Origin of the sequence: Litoribacterium kuwaitense, assembly GCF_011058155.1 — a bacterium.
GTDB lineage: Bacteria > Bacillota > Bacilli > Bacillales > DSM-28697 > Litoribacterium > Litoribacterium kuwaitense.
This window is the reverse complement of the sequence record NZ_JAALFC010000005.1, coordinates 1-18,817: the sequence shown is the minus strand read 5'-3', so window position 1 is coordinate 18,817 and position 18,817 is coordinate 1. Positions and strand designations below refer to the sequence as shown.

General features: G+C 46.6%; 14 protein-coding genes and 2 pseudogenes. 15 read left to right on the top strand and 1 reads right to left on the bottom strand.

The window, feature by feature from the left end; genetic code table 11:
* Window positions 1-105 precede the first annotated feature (105 nt).
* The 8 genes and pseudogenes from G4V62_RS04875 to pyrE all read left to right on the top strand — a co-directional run bounded on the left by G4V62_RS04875 (window position 106) and on the right by pyrE (window position 9,597).
* Window positions 106-1,041, top strand: a complete 936-nt coding sequence (locus tag G4V62_RS04875) for an aspartate carbamoyltransferase catalytic subunit (RefSeq protein ID WP_165199802.1) — start codon at window positions 106-108, stop codon at window positions 1,039-1,041.
* Window positions 998-2,278, top strand: a complete 1,281-nt coding sequence (pyrC, locus tag G4V62_RS04870) for a dihydroorotase (protein WP_165199800.1) — start codon at window positions 998-1,000, stop codon at window positions 2,276-2,278. Before G4V62_RS04875 ends, pyrC begins: the two co-directional genes overlap by 44 nt.
* On the top strand, window positions 2,275-3,369 hold the full coding sequence (locus tag G4V62_RS04865) for a carbamoyl phosphate synthase small subunit (protein ID WP_165199798.1): 1,095 nt from the start codon (window positions 2,275-2,277) through the stop codon (window positions 3,367-3,369). The genes pyrC and G4V62_RS04865 overlap by 4 nt, the downstream gene beginning before the upstream one ends.
* Window positions 3,356-6,567: pseudogene (carB, locus tag G4V62_RS04860) on the top strand (carbamoyl-phosphate synthase large subunit). The gene G4V62_RS04865 and the pseudogene carB overlap by 14 nt, the downstream one beginning before the upstream one ends.
* Window positions 6,564-7,340: a dihydroorotate dehydrogenase electron transfer subunit gene (locus G4V62_RS04855; RefSeq protein WP_165199796.1), complete on the top strand. Its 777-nt coding sequence runs from the start codon at window positions 6,564-6,566 to the stop codon at window positions 7,338-7,340. The pseudogene carB and the gene G4V62_RS04855 overlap by 4 nt, the downstream one beginning before the upstream one ends.
* Complete coding sequence (locus G4V62_RS04850; RefSeq protein WP_212508668.1) at window positions 7,340-8,278, top strand: dihydroorotate dehydrogenase; 939 nt, start codon at window positions 7,340-7,342, stop codon at window positions 8,276-8,278. The genes G4V62_RS04855 and G4V62_RS04850 overlap by 1 nt, the downstream gene beginning before the upstream one ends.
* Complete coding sequence (gene pyrF / locus G4V62_RS04845) at window positions 8,250-8,972, top strand: orotidine-5'-phosphate decarboxylase (RefSeq protein WP_165199792.1); 723 nt, start codon at window positions 8,250-8,252, stop codon at window positions 8,970-8,972. Before G4V62_RS04850 ends, pyrF begins: the two co-directional genes overlap by 29 nt.
* Window positions 8,965-9,597 (top strand): orotate phosphoribosyltransferase, encoded by a 633-nt coding sequence (gene pyrE, locus G4V62_RS04840; RefSeq protein ID WP_165200050.1) that lies wholly within the window; start codon window positions 8,965-8,967, stop codon window positions 9,595-9,597. The genes pyrF and pyrE overlap by 8 nt, the downstream gene beginning before the upstream one ends.
* Window positions 9,598-9,695: 98 nt before the next feature.
* On the opposite strand, the pseudogene G4V62_RS04835 reads toward pyrE, so the two are convergent.
* Window positions 9,696-11,401: pseudogene (locus G4V62_RS04835) on the bottom strand (Rqc2 family fibronectin-binding protein).
* Between the two features lie 91 nt (window positions 11,402-11,492).
* Here G4V62_RS04835 and G4V62_RS04830 point away from each other — a divergent pair.
* The 7 genes from G4V62_RS04830 (at window position 11,493) to G4V62_RS04800 (ending at window position 18,665) form a co-directional block, all read left to right on the top strand.
* Window positions 11,493-14,171: a cation-translocating P-type ATPase gene (locus tag G4V62_RS04830; RefSeq protein ID WP_376768270.1), complete on the top strand. Its 2,679-nt coding sequence runs from the start codon at window positions 11,493-11,495 to the stop codon at window positions 14,169-14,171.
* A gap of 79 nt (window positions 14,172-14,250) precedes the next feature.
* A complete protein-coding gene (locus tag G4V62_RS04825) occupies window positions 14,251-15,129 on the top strand; it encodes a YicC/YloC family endoribonuclease (RefSeq protein ID WP_165199788.1) in 879 nt (292 codons plus the stop codon).
* Window positions 15,130-15,199: 70 nt separating this feature from the next.
* Window positions 15,200-15,463, top strand: a complete 264-nt coding sequence (gene remA, locus G4V62_RS04820; protein ID WP_165199786.1) for an extracellular matrix/biofilm regulator RemA — start codon at window positions 15,200-15,202, stop codon at window positions 15,461-15,463.
* A 3-nt stretch (window positions 15,464-15,466) separates the two neighbouring features.
* A complete protein-coding gene (gene gmk, locus G4V62_RS04815; protein WP_165199784.1) occupies window positions 15,467-16,087 on the top strand; it encodes a guanylate kinase in 621 nt (206 codons plus the stop codon).
* The gene (rpoZ, locus tag G4V62_RS04810) at window positions 16,084-16,332 is read left to right on the top strand and encodes a DNA-directed RNA polymerase subunit omega (protein WP_312855437.1); all 249 of its coding nucleotides are present in this window, start codon (window positions 16,084-16,086) and stop codon (window positions 16,330-16,332) included. The genes gmk and rpoZ overlap by 4 nt, the downstream gene beginning before the upstream one ends.
* A gap of 259 nt (window positions 16,333-16,591) precedes the next feature.
* On the top strand, window positions 16,592-17,794 hold the full coding sequence (gene coaBC, locus G4V62_RS04805) for a bifunctional phosphopantothenoylcysteine decarboxylase/phosphopantothenate--cysteine ligase CoaBC (protein ID WP_165199780.1): 1,203 nt from the start codon (window positions 16,592-16,594) through the stop codon (window positions 17,792-17,794).
* 7 nt (window positions 17,795-17,801) lie between these two features.
* Complete coding sequence (locus tag G4V62_RS04800; protein WP_165199778.1) at window positions 17,802-18,665, top strand: primosomal protein N' family DNA-binding protein; 864 nt, start codon at window positions 17,802-17,804, stop codon at window positions 18,663-18,665.
* The last annotated feature ends 152 nt before the right edge of the window (window positions 18,666-18,817 follow it).

Sequence of the window (18,817 nt, the reverse complement as noted above, 5' to 3'; positions counted from 1 at the left end):
CACTTCGGTCTGGTCTTTGTGCCAGGCTTTTTTTGTGCAGATGAATCGTACGAAAAGACCAGAACATGATGCGTCCAGGGCAATATTCTAAGGAGGATTCCCCTTATGAACCATTTGCTCAATATCCAATCTCTGAGTAAAGAAACGCTTAGTGAACTCATTGAAGCGGCGGACAGCTTTGCAAAAGGGAAGCAAATGTCATGTCCACGCCAATGGTTTGCTGCCAATCTTTTTTTTGAACCAAGTACACGAACAAAAAGCAGCTTTGAAATGGCAGAACGAAGACTAGGCATGGATGTCATCCCCTTTGAAGTGTCGCAAAGTAGCGTTGAAAAAGGCGAAACACTTTACGATACGGTCAAAACCTTGGAGTCTATCGGCGTTGATCTGATCGTCATTCGCCATTGTGAAGAAGCGTATTATGAACAACTCGTCGAAGCAACATCGTGTTCAATCATTAATGCTGGTGATGGCTGTGGAGACCACCCGACACAATCGCTGCTCGACCTTGTCACGATCTATCAGGAATTTGGCACATTTCAAGACCTGAAAGTCGTCATAGCTGGCGACATTTGTCATAGCCGCGTCGCACGATCAAATATTACGGCCTTAACGACATTGGGCGTAGACGTAGCTGTGAGCGGGCCAGAGAAGTGGAGGGATCGTTCCCTAGAAAAGGTGGCGCCTTATCGAGACTTTGACGAAGCAGTCCAAGATAGTGACGTCGTCATGATGCTGCGCATTCAAAATGAGCGACACGATCAAATCGTTGTTGACAAAGCGTATCTTTCGAAGCATGGACTGACGGAAGAAAGAGCAGCACGTATGAAGCCAGGGGCGATCATTATGCATCCTGCTCCGGTGAACCGTGGTGTTGAAATGGCAAGTGCACTCGTTGAAAGCGAGTCATCGCGCATTTTTAAACAAATGACAAATGGCGTTTTCACTAGAATGGCGGTCATCGAAGCCGTACTACAACAGAAATGGGGTCAAAAAAATGGGAATCCTTCTCAAGCAGGTTCAACTTTCACAGCCGTCTAATCGTCCGGTCGATGTGCTTATCTCAGAAGGTAAAATTGAGCGTATCGCCAACATTGGGGAGATGAGTGAACAAGATCATACTGTGATTGAAGGTGCTGGAAAAACGTTGCTGCCAGGTTTAATCGATGTGCACGTCCATTTAAGGGAGCCGGGAGGAGAAGCAAAGGAAACCATTCAAACTGGCTCACAAGCGGCAGCTAGAGGCGGCTTTACGACCATTTGCGCAATGCCGAACACAAAACCCGTGCCAGATACACCTGAGCAATTGGCTGCAATCTATCAAAAAATGCAAACAGATGGCGTCATTCGGGTTCTGCCATACGCTTCGATTACGAAAAATCAGGCTGGCAAAGAACGTGTCGAAATGGAAAAAATGGCAGAGAAGGCGTTTGCCTTTACTGATGACGGCGTCGGCGTCCAAAGTGCAGGGATGATGAAAAGTGCGATGGAAGAAGCTGCTCGGCTAGGAAAGACGATCGTCGCTCATTGTGAAGACAACACCTTGCTTACAGGTGGCTCTATTCATGAAGGACGTGTCGCCGAAGCACTGAATGTAAGAGGAATTTCCTCGATATCAGAGGCTGTACATATTGCCCGTGATGTTTTGCTGGCAGAAGCGACAGGCTGTCACTACCACGTTTGTCATATCTCCACAAAGGAATCGGTACGCGTCGTTCGTGATGCGAAAAGGGCAGGAATCAACGTGACCGCAGAAGTGACACCGCATCACCTTCTCCTCTGTGAAGATGATTTGCCTGGTTTAGATCCTAACTACAAAATGAACCCACCGCTTCGGGCGAAAGAAGACCAAGCAGCACTGCTTGAAGGGCTTCTGGATGGAACCATTGACATCATCGCGACCGATCACGCACCACACACAGCGAAGGAAAAAGCTCAGGATATTCATTACGCGCCTTTTGGAATTGTCGGTCTAGAGACGGCCTTGCCTCTCTTGTATACGCATCTCGTCAAGACAGGGAAAGCGACCCTCGCTCAGCTCGTCGAATGGATGTCAACGAAGCCAGCGGAGCTGTTTCACCTTGACGGCGGCGTGATCAAAGAGGGTACGGTCGCAGATGTCATTTTAGTCGATGAAGCAAAAAAAGATGAAATTCGAACGGAAGATTTTCTTTCAAAAGGCAGTAACACCCCATTCTCAGGTTGGGTGTGTGAAGGCTGGCCGGTCGCTACGATAGTTAACGGACAGATCGTTTGGAAAGGGGACGGTAGTAAATGAAAAAACAACTTGTGTTAGAGGATGGTTCTGTTTTTGTCGGTGAGGCGTTTGGCGCAACTACGGATGTCAATGGAGAGGTCGTCTTTAATACAGGAATGACAGGCTATCAAGAGATTTTGTCTGATCCTTCTTACTGTGGGCAAATTGTTACATTAACGTACCCTTTAATTGGCAATTACGGGATCAATCGAGATGACTTTGAATCAATCTCACCTTCGCTTGGGGCACTCATTGTCAAAGAACATGCGGTGTTTCCGTCCAACTGGCGTAGTGAAGAGCCAATCCATCAATTTCTTGAGTCGAAAGGCATTCCTGGGTTAAGCGGGATTGATACGAGGCGTTTAACGAGACAAATTCGTGAGCACGGGACTTTAAAAGGGAAGATTTGTTCAATAGAAGAGGATGCAAATCAAGTCGCTGCTTCTTTAGCGAAGGATGTTTTTCCCATCAACCAAGTCGCGCAAGTATCGACACGCTCTCCGTATAGTGCACCTGGTCGTGGTGATCGCGTCGTCTTGATAGACTATGGGATGAAGCACGGGATTTTACGTGAACTGACGGCGCGAGGCTGTGATGTCGTCGTCGTTCCTTACAATACGACGTATGAGGAAGTGCTACAGCTGCATCCCGATGGCGTCATGCTATCAAACGGTCCGGGCAACCCACAAAATGTCCCAGAGGCCGTTGCTACGATTAAAGGCTTAATTGGAAAAGTACCGTTGTTCGGCATTTGTCTTGGACATCAGCTATTCGCTCTTGCAGCTGGTGCAGAAACGGTCAAAATGAAATTTGGTCATCGCGGCTCGAATCACCCAGTTCAGGAGCTTGCGACAGGACGCGTCGACATTACGTCGCAAAACCATGGCTACACCGTCGCAGAGGAATCGTTAGAAGGTCTTGATATTGTTGTCACTCATCGCGCCTTAAATGACGGAACGGTCGAAGGCTTGGAGCATCGAACCGCACCTGCTTTTTCCGTGCAATATCATCCTGAGGCTTCACCGGGCCCAGAAGATTCAAATCACTTATTCCATAAGTTTATGAAAATGATTCAAATGCAGAAGGAGGGGCTCGTACATGCCAAAGCGTAAAGATATTCAAAAGATACTCGTACTTGGATCAGGACCAATCATCATTGGGCAAGCGGCTGAATTTGATTATGCAGGGACACAGGCATGCCAAGCTTTAAAAGAAGAAGGCTATACTGTTGTGCTCGTCAACTCTAATCCAGCGACAATTATGACGGATACGACGACAGCAGATGAGATTTATATTGAGCCCCTCACACTTGAATTCGTTTCTAAGATCATCCGGAAAGAACGTCCAGATGCACTTCTTCCAACGCTTGGCGGACAGACAGGATTAAATCTCGCTGTGGAACTACATGAAGCAGGTGTCCTTGAAGAATGTAACGTTGAAATACTCGGCACGAAGCTGAGCGCGATCCAACAGGCGGAGGATCGCGAGGAGTTTAGAACTCTAATGGGAGAGTTAAAGCAGCCTGTACCTGAGAGTGATATTATTCATACGCTTGATGAAGCGAGAAGATTTAGTACGCGGGTTGGCTTTCCTGTTATCGTACGCCCAGCCTATACACTTGGAGGAACAGGTGGAGGCATTTGTCATACCGAGCAGGAATTAACTGACACGGTGTTAAGCGGCTTAAAAAACAGTCCGGTGAACCAATGCTTGATTGAAAAAAGTATTGCCGGTTTTAAAGAAATCGAATATGAAGTCATGAGGGACAGCAAAGGACAGGCCATCGTCGTTTGTAACATGGAAAATATTGATCCTGTCGGCATTCACACTGGTGACTCGCTCGTCGTCGCACCGAGCCAAACACTAAGCGATCGGGAGTATCAGCTTTTACGAAATGTATCTTTAACGATCATTCAAGCGTTGGAAATTGAAGGGGGCTGTAACGTCCAGCTCGCCCTTGACCCGTACAGCTTTCAATATTATGTCATTGAAGTAAACCCACGCGTCAGTCGTTCATCGGCGCTTGCATCTAAGGCAACCGGCTATCCAATTGCTAAACTTGCTGCCAAAATCGCCGTTGGGCTTTCATTAGCCGAAATGAAGAATCCGGTCACTGGAACGTCATACGCATGTTTTGAACCTGCACTCGATTACGTTGTTAGCAAAATCCCGCGCTGGCCATTCGACAAGTTTGAATCTGCGCATCGGAAGCTCGGTACGCAAATGAAAGCGACTGGAGAAGTGATGGCGATTGGGCGCTCTTTTGAAGAATCGTTGCAGAAAGCGATTCGCAGCCTGGAAACCGATGTGAGTGAGCTGCTTCCAGCACAGGTTCAAGACGTCAATGATTCAGAGTTACGAAAGCGCCTTGTAGATGCAGATGATGAACGGTTATTCTTGTTAGCGGAAGCTTTTAGACGTGAATGGTCTTTCAACGATGTTCATCGGTTGACAAAGATTGATCCGTTTTTCTTACACAAAATTGAGCAGCTTGTCGCATTCCAACTGCAACTTTCACATCATGTAAATGACGTTGAGGTTCTTACCGAAGCGAAGCGCCTTGGTTTTTCAGATGAGACGATTGCTCGCGCTTGGGATGTTCAAGAGGAGGACGTACTACGACTTCGGCAGGACGAGGGAATTTCCCCAGTTTATAAATGGTAGACACGTGCGCGGCTGAGTTTGAGTCGAAAACGCCTTACTATTATGGAACATATGAAGAAGAGAATGAATCAGCCCCAAGTGAGCGTAAATCTATTTTAGTGCTCGGTTCAGGTCCAATCCGGATCGGACAAGGCATTGAATTTGATTATGCGACGGTTCATTGTGTGAATGCGATTAAAGAAGCAGGCTATGAAGCCATTATTGTTAACAATAATCCAGAAACGGTCTCGACCGATTTCAGTATTTCGGATAAACTGTACTTCGAGCCTTTGACCGTCGAAGACGTGATGCATATTGTCAATTTGGAACAGCCTGAAGGGGTCATCGTTCAGTTTGGCGGGCAAACAGCGATCCATTTAGCAGACGGGTTAGCAAAGCGAGGCGTTCAAATTCTGGGAACGTCCCTTGATAATATGGATCGGGCTGAAGATCGTGATCGCTTTGAACAAGCGATGAATGAGCTTGGTATCGCTCAGCCTGAAGGACGCACGGTGACGTCGATTGATGAAGCTGTTGATGTCGCTCAATTCATTGGCTATCCGTTACTGCTTCGTCCGTCCTACGTTCTTGGTGGGCGCGCGATGGAAATTATTTACGAAGAAGAAGATTTACTTCGTTATATGAAAACAGCGGTTCGTGTAAGCCGTGATCATCCGGTATTAATAGACCGTTATTTGACCGGGAAAGAAATCGAAGTCGATGCGATTTCCGATGGAGAAACAGTGACAATCCCGGGCATTATGGAGCATGTCGAGCGTGCGGGTGTTCATAGTGGCGATTCGATTGCGGTCTACCCGCCACAAAGCTTGAGTGAGAAGTGCTTGAAGGACATTGAGGCGGCAACGGTTGCACTCGCGCGCGGTCTCGGTATCGTCGGGTTGTTAAACATCCAGTTTGTTATCCATCATGAGCAAGTGTATGTGCTTGAGCTGAATCCGCGCTCGAGTAGGACGGTGCCATTTTTAAGCAAGATTACGGGTGTTCCGATGGCAAACGTTGCGACAAAAGTCATTCTCGGACAAACATTGGAAGAGCTTGGTTACACAACGGGCTTGCTCCCAACAACCGATCGTGTGTATACGAAAGTGCCTGTTTTTTCCTTTGCGAAGCTTCGTCGCGTCGACATTTCTTTAGGACCTGAAATGAAGTCAACCGGCGAAGTGATGGGTCATGATCAAACGGTCGAAAAAGCACTATACAAAGGTTTGATCGCTTCAGGAATGGAAATCCCGTCCTATGGCACAATTTTATTCACAGTCGCTGACAAAGATAAAGAAGAAGCCTTGCCGCTCGTTCAACGTTTTCAGCAGATTGGGTTTCACGTACTTGCTACGGAAGGTACGGCCAACATGCTTAAAGAAAGAGGCATTGACGTCGGTGTCGTCCAAAAAATCGGCAGCTCTGGGGAAACGTTAATTGATGTCATTCGCAGCGGTAAGACACACTTCGTCGTGAATACGTTGACCAAAGGAAAACAACCAGCAAGAGACGGTTTCCGTATTCGCCGTGAAGCCGTTGAAAATGGCGTCGGCTGTTTAACCTCTCTCGATACGACATTAGCCATTTTGCGTGTCCTTGAGTCAATGAGCTTTCAAGCAGAGTCGATGCCGGATATGAAAGACACGAAGGAGGCTCATTCCGTATGATTGAAAAAGAGCACCTTGAAGTCGTTCAGCAACGTGAAATTGCCGAATCGGTCTTTGAAGCAGAGCTGTACGGAAGCCTCGTGGCGCAAATGACTGTGCCTGGACAATTTGTTCATCTGCGTGTCACTGAAGGAACAGCACCACTGCTCAGACGGCCTATTTCTCTGTGCGATGTCGATGTCAAAGAGCGCAAGCTTAAAATTATTTATCGTCGTCAAGGTGAAGGAACGAAGCAGCTAGCACGTTTGCGGGCGGGGGATACGGTCGACGTTCTTGGTCCGTTAGGGCACGGTTTCCCTACGGACCTTCCTGAAGGCCGCAGTGCATTGCTTATTGGTGGAGGCGTCGGCGTGCCTCCGCTTTACTACTTAGCGAAACAGCTTAAAAATCAAGGCATTGCTGTACGCCATATTCTCGGTTTTGATACAATGACGTCGGTTTTTTATGAAAAAGAATTTGCCGCTTTAGGGCCAACAACTGTTACGACAGTTGACGGTACTTACGGAATGCAGGGACTCGTCACCGATGCGCTTCAGGCAGACGTGACAGACAGCGAGGCGGATCGTATTTATTCGTGTGGACCAACACCGATGCTACGTGCTTTAGAACAAGCGTTGCCTAACAAAGAGCTGTATGTTTCATTAGAGGAGCGTATGGGCTGTGGTGTTGGGGCCTGCCTTGCCTGTGTTTGTCAGACATATGACGGCGGAACGTCATATAAGAAAATATGTACAGACGGACCAGTATTTCGGGCTGGGGAGGTGGTGTTGTAATGGATTTGTCAGTGTCTCTTCCTGGATTAGCATTAAAAAATCCGATCATGCCTGCTTCAGGTTGCTTCGGGTTCGGTAAAGAATATGCCCGTTTCTATTCGCTTTCGAAACTCGGTGCGATTATGATTAAAGCAACGACGCCAGAGCCGCGATTCGGAAATGCGACCCCGCGTGTGGCTGAAACACCGTCTGGTATGCTGAATGCGATTGGCTTGCAAAACCCTGGTCTTGACAAGGTATATGACGAAGAGCTGCCATGGCTTAGTCAGTACGACGTACCCATTATCGCTAATGTCGCAGGGGCTACGGAGGAAGATTATGTGAGCGTGGCTGTACGCTTGTCAGCATCACCTCATGTCGATGCGCTTGAGCTTAACATTTCTTGTCCGAACGTAAAAGAAGGCGGCATCGCCTTTGGGACAACACCTGAGCTTGCGGCATCACTGACAACAGCTGTGAAAGCTGTATCGGAAGTGCCGGTCTATGTGAAACTGTCTCCAAACACAGCTGATGTTGTCGGTGTTGCGAAAGCGGTTGAGTCCGCAGGGGCAGACGGAGTGACACTCATCAATACTTTGCTTGGGATGCGACTAGACGAAAAAACAGGCGCACCGATCCTTGCCAATCGTACTGGTGGGTTGTCTGGTCCAGCGGTTAAACCGGTCGCCATTCGAATGGTTTACGACGTATCTCAGGCTGTGAACATCCCTGTTATTGGAATGGGCGGTATTCAAGACGTCCAAGATGTCATTGATTTTATTTCCGCAGGGGCGAGTGCTGTCGCTGTTGGGACGGCAAATTTTGTCAATCCAATGGTCTGTCCTGAGCTGATTTCAGCGTTGCCGGCAGCGCTGCGAGCGCTTGGGGCCGAACGATTAGAGGATATTCAAGGAAGGAGCTGGAAGAAAGTTGCCACCACGAGTCATCATCGCGCTTGATTTTCCAGAAAAAGAACAAGTTGATACATTTATGTCCGATTTCAAAGGACGTTCTACGTGGGTAAAAGTCGGGATGGAGCTTTTTTATAAAGAAGGGCCTTCGTTTGTTGAAACGTTAAAAGAGCAAGGGCATTCGGTCTTCTTAGACTTAAAGCTCCATGACATACCGACGACCGTGCACCACGGTATGAGAAATTTAGGGAGACTAGGGATTGATTTAGTGACAGTTCATGCAGCTGGTGGTTCGGAAATGATGAGGGCGGCTGTTGAAGGCCTTGAAGAAGGAAGCGGGCAAAACGAACGTCCAAAATGCGTCGCCGTCACACAACTGACGAGTACGAGCGACTATATGCTTACCGAAGAGCTAGGCTGGCAAGGAACGATGCAAGAAGCGGTTATGCATTATGCCAAGCTATCTCAAAACAGTCACTTGGATGGTGTCGTCTGCTCCGCACATGAAGCCTCCATGCTACGTGATGCTTTTGGTCCAGATTTTTGGACAGTGACCCCTGGGATTCGTTTAAAAGGAGATGCGCTTGACGATCAAAAACGAGTGATGACGCCTGGAGAAGCGCGTAAGGCAGGAAGCACAGCCATCGTTGTTGGTCGAAGCATTACGCAAAAGAACGATCCATTGACGGCTTATCAAACAGTTGTAGAGGAATGGGAGCGTGTGAGTATTGAAGATAGATAAACAGGTGGCTGCGCATTTACTAGATATTGGGGCTGTATCGATTCAGCCAGACGATCCATTCACGTGGTCTTCCGGATTAAAGGCACCGATTTATTGCGATAACAGACTTTTAATTAGCTATCCAGCCATTCGCCGTGAAGTCGCTCAAGCCTTAGGCAAACGGATTCAAGAAGAATTTGGCGGTGTAGATGTGATTGCAGGGACTGCTACGGCAGGAATTCCTCATGCTGCTTGGATCAGCGATGTGCTCGATCTCCCAATGGTTTATGTACGTGGACAAAAGAAAGCGCATGGAACCGCCTCACAAATTGAAGGTGTGATTAAACCGGGACAGCGCGTCATTGTCATTGAGGACTTAATTTCGACCGGACGCAGTGCGTTGTCCGCTGTCGAAGCGCTACGATCTGAAGGGGCAGAGGTGTTAGGGATTGCTTCCATTTTTACATATGAAATGGAAAAAAGTATGCAGCAATGTCAAGATCTCGGAATCGAGTGTATTTCGTTAACGACGATTACTGCACTATTAGAAGTCGCTCAAGAGCGAGGTATGAAGGCAGACCAAGCCAGTCAAGTGTTAGAATGGACGAAGTCGCCTGAGAAAACGGACTGGGTCGTTACATCATAAATTCCAATAAATAAGTGTAGACAAAGCTTTAAAAGACTTTGTCTACACATTTGAAAGCAAAGCATCTTGACGTGTCAGGGTGCTTTTTTGCGTTTTGTTTACTGCTTTCGCAACCGGTCAATCTCTTCTTCAACAGGAGTGACAAAAACCGTCTGCTGTTCATCGTAAATGACGAAGCCGGGTTTTGCACCATTTGGCTTGCGGACATGTCGGATTTTCGTGTAATCCACTGGTACAGATGACGACTGCCCAGCTTTACTAAAGAAGGCAGCGATCGATGCTGCTTCAATGATGGCTGTCTCACTTGGTTCCTTTGAACGGATGACGACGTGAGAACCAGGAATATCCTTTGTATGGAACCAGAGGTCATCTCTATGAGCGAGCCTGTTCGTCAAGTATTCGTTTTGCTTATTGTTTTTGCCTACATAAATTTGGTGACCATCAGACGATTCAAATAAGGAAAGTGAAGGTGCCGTATTTTTTTTCTTTTTTACTGTAGATTGGCGCTTTTTTAAGTAGCCTTGTTCAACAAGCTCTTCACGAATATCTTCTAGATCGCCTGTTCCTGCTTTAGCGAGCTGTGCAACGAGTGTATCTAAATAACGGTTTTCCTCGTAGGTTTGTTCAATTTGCTCTTTGACAACAGTTCGCGCTTTTTTAAGCTTTTGATATCTTTGAAACTTGCGCTGCGCATTTTCAGACGGTGACTGATTCGGATCAAGTTCTATCGAATGGTAGGTTGCTCTTCGTCGTAATAGTCGATGACATCAACCGACGAATCACCGTAGCTAATTAAGTGCATGTGCGCAGTGATGAGCTCGCCTTCCTTTTGATACATATCAGCTTTTTCGGCATCTTTTAACGTTTTTTGTAGCTTCTTCAGCTTTTTCTCATTTTTCTTCATTTCATTAGTTAATAGTTTGGCAATGTCTTGGCTTTGCTGTTTGACTCTATCTCGTTCAGCTTTGCCAGAGAAAAAGGCATCAAGCATTAGAGAAGGTGAAGTGTACTCTGTTCCTTCTGCCTTGAGATGCGCGAGTGGGAACGCATAAAAGAGCTCTTTCGGTTTGCGGTAGATGATCGGCTTAAACTTCTGCTCACGGACGATATGAACATAAGACAAAAATGCCTCGACGATGTTCTCTTTAGACCCTGGACCGGCCCGGTCAACAATTTCCTTGGCAAGCAGTGGGGAAAGCCCTGCAAAAGCGTTCACGAGTTGACGATCGATTCGCCCTGCATTCCAATCAACGATGCGCAAGACATCATCTGCTGTTGCATCCAGAGGGTTCGTCTTCTCCTGTGAAGGAGGTTCGACATATGGCCGCCCTGGGAGGACAGAACGATGACGGTTTACTGACGGTCCAAGGTGCTTTACGCTGTCGACAATTTGCTGTGTTTCGCTGTCGATGAGAATGAGGTTACTATGCTTCCCCATTAATTCAAAGGTGAGCTCTTTTAATGATGCATCTCCAATTTCTGTCTTCCCTTTTGCTTTTAATGTAATGATTCGTTCCAACCCTCGTTGTTCAATGCTTTCAACGATGCTCCCCTCAAGATGCTTACGCAAGACCATGCAAAACATTGGTGGCTCTTTAGGGTTCGCACGTTTTTCCTTTGTTACATGAAAGCGGGCGTAAGTAGGATGTACAGAAAAAAGCAGTGTATGATTTTCCCGCTGAGCTCGGATTGTGATGAGCACATCGGTTTCAGAAGGCTGATAAATTTTTGTGATGCGGCCTCCTAGTAAAGTATGTTGCATTTCAGAGACGACCGCGTTTGTGACGACTCCATCAAATGACATGCTTAATCACCTCTCATTCGTGATGCTAAGTATAGCATGTTTTCGTACAAGCCTGAATAGGATGGGTGTTGAGCAGAGGAGGATGAGATACGTGCAATGGTATCAAAAAACAGTCAATGAGACGATACGTGCGTTTAAAACTGATCCAGAGAATGGCCTCACAGACCGTTCTGTTTTCGACCGGCGGAGTAAAGACGGCACCAACACTTTGGAGGAAAGTAAATTAACACCTGGATGGCAAACGTTTCTAATGCAATTTAAAGATTTTATGGTGCTTGTTTTAATTGCTGCGACGCTAATTTCTGGGTTGTTGGGAGAATACGTTGATGCATTTGCAATCATGGCGATCATTATTATTAATGGTTGCTTAGGGTACTTACAAGAAAGAAAAGCAGAAAAATCGTTAGCTGCTTTAAAGGCGTTATCTGCGCCACAAACGATGGTGCTACGCTCAGGTCTTTGGCAAAAGGTTCCTTCAACCGACCTTGTTCGCGGGGATATTATTCGTCTCCAAGCAGGTGATCGGGTAGGTGCTGATGGGCGGCTTTTGTCAGCAGATCGTTTGCAAATCGACGAGTCCGCATTGACTGGAGAATCACTGCCGGTAGATAAACAAACGAATGTGCTTGAGGACGATAGCTTGCCGCTTGGCGATCAAAGCAATATGAGTTTTATGGGAACGCTCGTCACCCGTGGTAGCGGCACATTGGTCGTGACAGGGACAGGAATGCAAACGGCGATGGGGAGCATTGCTGAACTGATGAATACGTCAGGTCAAACGACAACGCCATTGCAAAGAAAGCTTGCTGAGCTCGGTAAAATATTAATCGTTGGTGCGCTGCTATTGACAGCTGCGGTCGTCTTTTTAGGCATCGTCCAAGGTCATGATATGTATACGATGGTGCTTGCTGGTGTTTCATTAGCGGTTGCCGCCATTCCGGAGGGGTTGCCTGCGATCGTTACCGTTGCACTTGCTTTAGGTGTGCAGCGAATGATCCGACGCAACGCCATTATAAGGAAGCTCCCAGCTGTAGAAACGCTCGGATGTACATCGGTCATTTGTTCTGACAAAACCGGGACACTGACGAAAAATGAGATGACGGTAAAATGTGTACGTGTAGGCGAAGAAGAGTGGCGGGTCCACGGTACAGGCTATTCGCCTGAGGGCACCTTTCAACGACGAGATCAGATCGGTGAAGCAGACCCAAAGCAATCGCAGCATTTGCTGCAGCTAGCAACGTTTGGCATGCTGTGCAACCATGCAGACATTCAAGAAAATGACGAAGGTGCGTACGTGTTAAATGGCGATCCAACAGACGGTGCGATGCTCACACTAGCGATGAAGGCTGGAATCTCGCGAGCTCAATTACGTGAGGAATTTTCGGTACAGAAGGAATACCCATTTGATTCAAACCGGAAAATGATGAGTGTTGTTGTCCAAAACAGAAAACAGGAGTATTTCGTTATTGTCAAAGGTGCACCTGATTACGTCCTCAGCCGCTGTAATCGTCGATTGTCGAACGGTCGAGTCGAACGAATCGGTGCCTCTGAAAAAGCGCTAGTGACGAAGCAAGTGGACGAAATGGCTCAAGATGCACTGCGTACGCTTGCCATCGCATATAAGCGAATACCTTCGCTTGAAGAAGCAGCGACGCTCCAGCTAGCAGAGGATCAGCTCATTCTTGTCGGGCTGGCTGGAATGCTTGACCCACCACGAGAAGGGGTGAAGCAATCCATTCGTGAATGTCAGCAAGCTGGCATTAAAACTGTCATGATTACAGGCGATCATGCAAAAACTGCCGAAGCCATTGCAGCTGATTTAGGGATTCTCCGAACGGGTGGAAGGGTGATGGAAGGGCGTCACATGGCAGAAATGACTGTAAACGATCTCGCGAATGAGATCGACAACATTGACGTCTTTGCGAGAGTGTCACCAGCGCATAAGCTATGGATTGTCCAAGCGTTTCAAAAACGGGGTCACGTCTGTGCGATGACAGGTGATGGTGTCAATGATGCTCCAGCTATTAAAGCCGCTGACATCGGTATTTCTATGGGTAAAACAGGGACCGAAGTCGCTCGTGAGGCGTCGGATTTAATATTAACTGATGACCGGTTTGAAACAATCCAGTCCGCAGTGAAAGAAGGGCGGAACATTTACGAAAATGTCCGTAAATTTATTCGCTATTTATTGGCATCTAACGTCGGTGAAATTTTAGTGATGCTCTTTGCAATGCTTCTCGGGATGCCACTGCCGCTCGTTCCGATCCAAATTTTATGGGTCAACCTCGTGACCGACGGGCTACCCGCGCTTGCTTTAGGGATGGACCAGCCCGAGGGCGATGTAATGAAACGAAAACCCCGTCCGCCAAACGAAGGCGTGTTTTCCCGTGGGCTCGCATGGAAAATTATTTCACGCGGATTTCTCATCGGGATCGTTTCACTCTTGGCGTTTCTAATCACCTATGAGGAAACCGGTGTACTCATAGAAGCACAGACTGTTGCTTTCTTAACACTCGTCATGGCGCAGCTCGTACACGTTTTTGATTGTCGGAGCGATCACTCGATTTTTCATCGCAACCCTTTTCAAAATATGTATCTCGTCGGGGCAGTGTTGCTTTCATTCGTCATGGTCGTTGCAGTTGTGTACGTTCCGGCTTTACAGCCTATTTTTCATACAGTCCCGCTCGATGCTCGCGAATGGCTACTCGTGATGGGTATGGCAGCTATTCCAACTTTCTTATTATCCATCTTTCACTTGAAGAAGTCTTAAGGCATTTGGAAGCCTAAATCGGTACACCACTTGTCTGTCACAGTAAAATCCATTAAAATGAAGTATGGATGTGATAGCCATGATTAAAAGTATGACCGGATACGGTAGGGGGATTGCAAAGGATGGCACCGTCGTAGAGATTAAATCCATTAACCATCGCTTTAAAGAGATAAACGTCAAGCTCTCTTCCCCCCTTCCATCTGCTGAAGAACGCATAAAGGCACTCGTCTCCTCAAAGATCCAAAGAGGGAAGATCGATGTCCATATTAGTTTTAACGAACAATCGCTGATCACTAAAGAGGTGAAGGTTGATTGGGCATTGGCTGAACAAATTGTCACGGCTTATCGTCAAGCTAAAGAGAGGTTTCAAAAGAATGACGATGTAACGCTAGAGTCTCTTTTTCACCATGAAGGCGTTTTAATAATGGAAGAATCAGAGAATGTCCCTTCCTTCCTTCTGGATGACATTCAGCAAGCCACTGATGAGGCACTCTCTCAGCTTCAACAAATGAGAGCTGAAGAGGGGCACACCTTGTACAACGATTTAATGAAGCGGCTTGACACGATACGCCATCTCGTCAGTGAGGTGCGTGCCCATGCTTCTGAAGCTACAGACGTATATGAAAAAAAGTTGATTGCCCGCTTAAAGGATATGCAGGCAAATGACGCCATTTCGGAAGCATCGGAGGAGCGTCTGCTTGCTGAAGTGGCGATTCTTGCTGAAAAGTATGACATCACTGAAGAGCTAGTTCGTATTGATAGCCATATTCATCTGTTTGAAAAAACACTTCAAAGTGAAGAGCCTGTGGGCCGTAAATTGGATTTTATTACGCAGGAACTGCATAGGGAAGCCAATACCATTGGTTCAAAATCTCATCTCTTCTCCATCGCAGAGGCTGTAATCCTCGTGAAGGCTGAACTCGAAAAAATGAAGGAACAGGTGCAAAATATTGAATAAATTTGACCGGTACCTGATTTTAAAATGAAAGACAAAAGGCTAGAATGATAAAGCGAGAGGGGAATGGCAGTTGAGTATTAAACTCATTAATATTGGCTTTGGAAATATTGTTTCTGCAAATCGAATCATTTCAATCGTTAGTCCAGAGTCAGCACCTATTAAACGAATTATTCAAGAAGCAAGAGATCGTAATATGCTTATTGATGCTACATATGGAAGGCGGACACGCGCTGTCATCATCGCGGATAGCGACCACGTCATTTTATCAGCTGTGCAGCCAGAAACCGTTGCTCAGCGGTTAGTGAACAAAGAAGAACTACCGGAGGAAGGATAAACGATGGAATTAAAAGAAAAGGGACTACTGTTGGTTCTGTCCGGACCTTCTGGGGTAGGTAAAGGAACCGTACGTAAAGCCTTATTTGAAAGGCAGACATCATTACAGTATTCAATTTCGATGACAACACGAGCTCCGCGCGTTGGTGAAGTGGAAGGCGTTGATTATTTTTTTAAAACCCGTGACGAATTTGAGCAGCTCATTAAAGAGGATCGCCTGTTAGAATGGGCCGAGTATGCAGGAAATTATTATGGAACACCAATCGATTACGTCAATGACACGTTAAACAGGGGTCAAGATGTATTTTTAGAAATTGAAGTAAAAGGTGCCATGCAAGTGAAGAAAGCCTTCCCTGAAGGTGTTTTTCTCTTTCTTGCCCCTCCGTCTCTTGCTGAGCTTCGCTCGCGTATTCTCGGGCGTGGGACAGAAGATGAAGCAACGATCACGCGCCGCCTGGAAGCAGCGAGAGAAGAAATTGAGTTAATGGACGAGTATGATTATGTCGTCGTGAACGATCATATTGAAAAAGCGTGTTCACGTGTCGAAGCCATTGTCACAGCTGAGCATTGCAAACGCAGCCGTGTGGCATCTGTTTATCAAAAAGCACTGGAGAGTGATCAATAATGTTATACCCATCGATTGATTCGCTGATGGAGTCAATAGATTCCAAATATACACTTGTAACGGTTTCCGCAAGAAGAGCAAGACAATTGCTTGAGAATGACCAGCCTTATATTAAGTCTCCGCATTCGCACAAAAATGTTGGTGTGGCACTTGAAGAAATTCGAAACGGGCGATTAGCAGTAGATTATGTTGATACTGTGCCGTTGCGTGGAGATTACTCTGAGGAAGATTCACAGACGACTTAACAACTTTCAACTTCGTTTTCAAATCAGGTTGAAAAATAGGCACGTTTTAAAACATAACAATGGACAAAAGCAACAGACAAAGTCAAGGTCGACTTTGTCTACAATGTGAACAACCTAATGGTATAGGTTGTTTTCTTTTTAACGAGCCTGTTGTTCGTTAGTCGATTATTAGGCGAATGTAACGCGCCTGCAGCAGCGACACATCAATTGTTTGTGATATCCGATGGCCTGTGATGATTTTATGAAAGTAGGTGAAGAGATGAAAGGAAAGCGTATCGTCTTAGGCGTCTCTGGAGGAATTGCTGCCTATAAAGCGTGTAATCTGGCGAGTCAATTATCGCAGAAGGGGGCCTCTGTCCGTGTTGTGATGACAGATTCCGCCCAAAAATTTGTTCAGCCGATTACCTTTCAAGCATTAACACGGCAGCCCGTATATACGGACACATTTAAAGAAGATCATCCTGAGGTCGTTGCTCATATTGATGTGGCAGATTGGGCGGATCTTGTGATTGTCGCCCCAGCAACGGCCAATATATTGGCAAAGATGGCACATGGCATTGCCGATGATATGCTCACGACGATTCTACTAGCAACGTCTGCGCCGATTTGGGTAGCGCCGGCAATGAATGTACATATGTATGGTCACCCAGCTGTCCAAGACAATATCGAAACGTTATTTCAGCGAGGTGTACGCTTTATCGAGCCGGATGAAGGCTACCTTGCATGTGGTTACGTTGGCAAAGGAAGGCTCGAAGAACCAGAAAAAATCGTCGCGACGATCAGTCATTTTTTTGCAGACTCGTCGACTCAGCTGCTTCACGGGAAAAAAGTACTCGTCACGGCTGGACCAACCCAGGAAATGCTTGATCCAGTTCGCTTTTTTACCAATCGCTCTTCTGGGAAAATGGGGTACGCTCTGGCGGCTGAGGCGGCTCGACAAGGTGCAGAGGTCACTCTCGTTTCAGGTCCTGTTCATCTCGATAAACCTCAAGGTGTTCAGCTTGTGCCAGTCGTTACGGCAGAAGACATGTTCCGTACGGTCATGAGTGCTTATCGTGAATATGATCTTATTATGAAAACGGCAGCAGTAGCAGACTATACGCCTGCTCACGTGCATACGGAAAAAATAAAAAAACAAAAAGATCGTTCGTTTGTTATTGAAATGAAACGAACGAAGGATATTTTAGAGCATCTAGGCCAAGCAGCCGATAAGCCGTTTCTCGTCGGGTTTGCAGCAGAATCAACTAATGTGCTGCAATATGCTAGAACCAAATTGAAAAAGAAAAATCTGGATCTCGTCGTCGCCAATTCCATCGCCGGACCAAACAGTGCTTTTCAATCTGATGAGAATGAAGTGACGATGATAACAGAAGACATGGAAAAACCGTTACAACGAATGAGTAAACAGCGAGTTGCAGAAGAGCTAATTCGTGAAATATATCAGCTTATGAACAAAGGATGAACTGACGATGTATGCATCTATCATTGTCGATGTGCCAGTCCGTCAGACCGATCGGCTGTTTGATTATGAGATTCCCGAAAAATGGGAAGGACTGGTTGTACCGGGCATGCGGGTTCTCGTTCCTTTTGGACCACGAAAAATTCAAGGCATGGTCATTGAAGTAAAAACAACGACAGACATTTTAAAAACGAAGCCAATTGTTGAGTTGCTTGATCCGGAGCCTGTACTCACAGAGGAGTTATTGACACTGGGAAAGTGGCTGGCTGAATCGACGCTTTGTTTTCTCATCTCTGCTTATCAAGCGATGCTTCCTTCGGCGTTAAAATCAACCTATCGAAAAAAAATCATTCTTCAAAAAGAAGAAGCGTTATCACAAACAGTGCGTTCTTTTTTTGCTGGAAACAAAGAAGTGCTTTGGGAGGATATCGATGCGCACCCTGATGTCATGCGAGAAGTACAGCTTGCTTTAAAACAGGGCGCGCTTGATCTCATTTATGAAGCAAAAGACAAGGGCTCGATTAAAAAGGTGAAATGGGTCACGCTCACGATAGACGCCGAGCGAGCTTATGAACGCTTGTCTGCCCAAGCCATTCGGCAAAAAGACGTCGTTCAACACCTGCAGGAAGCACGAGACGGTCTTGCTTTAAGCCGTTTAACAGAGATGGCCCAGGCAAGTTATGCCACTGTAAAAGCTTTAGAAGAAAAAGGGATCGTCTCGATTGAGGAGCGAGAGCAATATCGAGACCCTTTTGCAATAGACAGTCCACTTAAACCACCATTGACGCTCTCGAAAGACCAGGCGCACGCGTTACATGCCATCAAGCAAGCATGCGATCAAAAGGTAGCGAAGCCGTTTTACTGCATGGGATAACTGGCAGCGGAAAAACAGAAGTGTACTTGCAAGCGATTGCCAATGTGCTAGCAGAGGTGAGGAAGCGATCGTTCTCGTGCCAGAAATATCGTTAACGCCGATGATGGTGCAGCGCTTCAAAGAACGTTTTGGCTCTAAGGTTGCTGTTCTCC